At 48.4% G+C, this 3,592-nt stretch carries 2 protein-coding genes; one reads left to right on the top strand and one right to left on the bottom strand.

Annotated features, from left to right (window positions below; all coding sequences use genetic code 11):
* Positions 1-132 precede the first annotated feature (132 nt).
* Complete coding sequence (locus tag KDK19_RS10155; RefSeq protein WP_257255128.1) at positions 133-342, bottom strand: hypothetical protein; 210 nt, start codon at positions 340-342, stop codon at positions 133-135.
* 532 nt (positions 343-874) lie between these two features.
* On the opposite strand from KDK19_RS10155, the gene KDK19_RS10150 reads away from it, so the two are divergent.
* On the top strand, positions 875-3,592 hold a 2,718-nt coding region (locus tag KDK19_RS10150; protein ID WP_257291865.1), incomplete at its 3' end, for a hypothetical protein.

The following is a 3,592-nucleotide window of genomic DNA, read 5'->3' as shown; positions in this document are numbered from 1 at the left end:
TTGATGGCTACAGTGTGGATGAGTTGGTTCTGACCATTAAGAATGGGCAGCAGTCCTTTCTGTCTCTTCGGAAGTAATCTGCCCCCCGGGTTTCCTTTTAACTCAGGGTTCAGGGCCTACCTGCTATCTTTGCTAAACGAACATTAAACCAACTGGCCAGTAAAGACTGAAGCCCTGAGCTGTCGGGATATTCAGGGCACTCCTTTGTGCGGCAACGTCCACTCCCCTGACTTTAAGCCATTCGGATATATCGTTGTACCTTATCCGAAGATCCATGGTCTCGTCTTTGAATTCTTCCCTAAGCTCCTCAAACTCCTCTCTGGTCACAACGTTTCCAGACATTGAAAAACCTCTTTACCTTCAGTTTTAATGAACAGGCTTTGAATCGCCCGCTCACTAATGTTGTTGGTAAAAGCTAGCTGCACAGGGTTTTCCAATGGGAAGATAGTCTTAGACGGGGAAATAGTCGTAAACGGAAAGACAGCCATAAACAATCCCTTTCAGAGAAATGCAATACTTTAAGTTTGGCTATTAAACAGCGTACGACACTTTAACGCCAGTTCTTAAATATTAAAACTGTGTCGTTTTTTTGGGTTAAAGACTTATTTTTTTACAATTAAAGGGTATTTCAAAACATTTCTTTGTCTACCTCTAGCCTTTATATCCGTACAGCCCTCGTTCCAACGCTCCAGATTATCAATGGCACCCAAACTCCGCTCAGGATGAACGGGGGGCTGTATGGATATCAAGGCTCAGCTGCACTAGACTGCACCCAGTCCAGTCTTGGTCATTTCTTGAACGCTGAATCCGTTTTTTTCAGCGGTAGTCTTCTCCAGCCTGTCTGCCGCCTTTTATGATCTTTGAAGGTGTATCAATGAGTCATCCCAAGTCTCATGTTTTTTACCCGAAGCATATTTTAACGTTTGTCATCGCTTCTGTGATTTCCGGATGGGCTTTGGGAGATAATACGGGTAGCCGCTTTGACCCGAAACAATGGCCCCCCGGTAAAACCAAAATTGTCGAGGGAGTAGAATCCATCCCGAAAGGCACTACCGTCGTCGTAGGCCCCGCTGATCCCTCTAAACCCGGCCCGATAAACTACATAAAAATGGTGAATGGAACCTTGTACATCGAAGGTTCTGTGACGAGCGAATTGCCCGCTGGCGATAAAGTGAAGACTGAGATTCGTATGATCGATAGCGCTGTAGGCATGAATAATAAAGTCATTAACAAGGGCCAGCTCAGCAGTGCACGAGAGAAGACCGGCAACGCTGCAGACGTCATTATGGCCCTAACCAAATACGGCGATACTATCAGCAACCAGGGCACAGTCACTGTTCAGGGGGTCAAGAGACAAACTGCACCCATACCCTCTCACATAGCCTTTCAGGCTGCGCGCAAAATGAACGCTGCCGCAAATGAGGTCAATGGCACCTTTAATATTTTAAGCGCCCCCGCCATTGGCTTTTTCATTATCAACGGTTTGGGTACCAACAGCGGCATTCTTAACCTATCCAGCCAGTCCTCAAGCGACCAACCATCCTATGGAATGAAAGCCAGCAATGAAAATATCAGCAAACCCGGAGTGGACCAGGGGAATGCAGAGATCGTCAATGATGGCACTATCAACATTAGCGGCAAAAACAATTACGGTATGACGGCCACCATCAATACCAGTAACCCCCCTGCGGACAATTTCTTCTCCAGTGCGACCAACCAGGGCACCATCCACGTTACTGGCGACGGTAACGTTGCCATGAGCACAGACACCCAACAAGCGAAAGTCAACAACAGTGGTCATATATTTACCCAGGATAATGCCGTTGGCATCAAAATCTCAGGTAATGGCCAGTTAGTGCATGAGGGTTCCGTAAGCGGTACTGGTACCGGATTGCTTTACTTGGGTAACTTTCCAAATGGCGTTGTCATCGAACCCGGATACATCGTTGGGGGATCGACTGCCATTAAGATGGAGCAAACCGGCCAAACCCCGCTGTTTGTGCATGGAGGAACCATCACAGGAAACATCGAAAGTGTGGGTGGCAAAGACAATACTCTTTATATTGCGCCTCCCCCTAAAAAAGATGTTTCTGATAAAAATACGACAGTATCCATAAAGGGTAATATTTCCGGTTTTGCCACCGTTGAGATTGGCGGAACTGACTGGCTCGCTGACGGCTGGATTATAGATACATCGCTCATTAATGCGGTAAACGCCAGTATCGATACAATTTCTACTCAAAGCCCCTCGGCCAGTCCTGAATCACTCTATCTGTCGTTCAGTCAACCCACATCGGAGGATCGCCAGCTTACCGTACACAGCTTGCCTGAGAGCACCATCAAGACGATTGACCTATCTTCCAAAAACTACCGGCCACCGCTACAGCTGTTAATGGAAGGGGGTGAAACCGGCACCGTCAAGGGCCGTTCTGACCTGAACGACACACTGGTATTGAATACGGGTTCAGTTACAACAGCGGTTGATACTATCTCTACCATCACTGTAACCAGTGGCAGTGCTGACGCCTGGTCAGTGGCAGTGCCGGTCATGAATCCCAATTACGTCAATATAGAGAAGGGTGCGCAGATCAACAGTATCAATGCAAGCTCCAGCGGCAGCAGTGGCCGTGGCGCGTTAAATCTGGCATTCAACAGCGACTTTACCGAAAACGGCTTCGTTGAAGTGGATAACTTTGGAACATTAGGGAGTCTGGATTTCTCGGGTGACGCTCAACGCCCTTCACTGCACTTTGTTCAATCCGGTGGTGATGCTGGCCTTCTAAAAACACGCCCTGGAATGAACGACACTCTTGTCATGGTTTCAGGCACAGTCAAGGAACTGAGTGGCTTTGATAACCTGATTATCCGGGGAGATAAATGGGGCTCTACGAAAATCGATAACCCTGGCACTCTCAGCATTGCCAGAGGCGGTGTCGTTACCAGAATCACCGATGACATGGCGGCTAAAAAAGAAACGGGTCAGCTGATAGTAGACTTCACCAGACCTTCCTTAAATCAGTCAGCCTTTGCTATCAATAATGAAGGGGGTGAAATCCATGGAATTGACCTCTCAAAACCAGACTCCACACGTCCGCAGCTCTTCCTGAACCAGCTCGATGGCACCACCGGCAACATTACAGGTCAACCAGGTAACGGCGATCGTCTGCTTCTCAGCGGCGGCAAAATCACTGAATCAGTCAGTGGCATAGACGACATCTGGATCACAGGCAAACAATGGGAAACTATTTCAATACAGAACCCATCAAGCATCACGGTAACTGAAAGCGGTACAGCCAGCCTGGTGACCACCAAAGACGTAGCCAGCGATAAGCTAACATTGCCGCTTAAATTCACTCAGTCAGCAGTACCTGTCAAGAACGTGTCATTAAACGCCCATGGCACAATAGCAAAGATGACGTTTGATGACACCGGTCACCGCCCACCCATTAACATGACCCAGAAGGTTGGCACCATTGGCAGCATCCAGAGCCTGGTGGGTAAAGGTGACACCCTGGATGTTCAGAACGGTACCGTAGGGGGCGACATTATCGGGCTGGGCTCCGTGACCTTCAGTGGTCCGGTGGCTCAATTC

The organism is Endozoicomonas sp. ONNA1 (genome assembly GCF_024606325.1).
Lineage (GTDB): Bacteria > Pseudomonadota > Gammaproteobacteria > Pseudomonadales > Endozoicomonadaceae > Endozoicomonas_A.
Note: the sequence above shows the minus strand (reverse complement) of the source record. Positions and strands in the feature narration are given on the sequence as shown.

Bases quoted from the DNA above. Each gene is read 5' to 3' on its own strand.
- KDK19_RS10155 (WP_257255128.1), bottom strand. From the start codon at position 342: ATGTCTGGAAACGTTGTGACCAGAGAGGAGTTTGAGGAGCTTAGGGAA.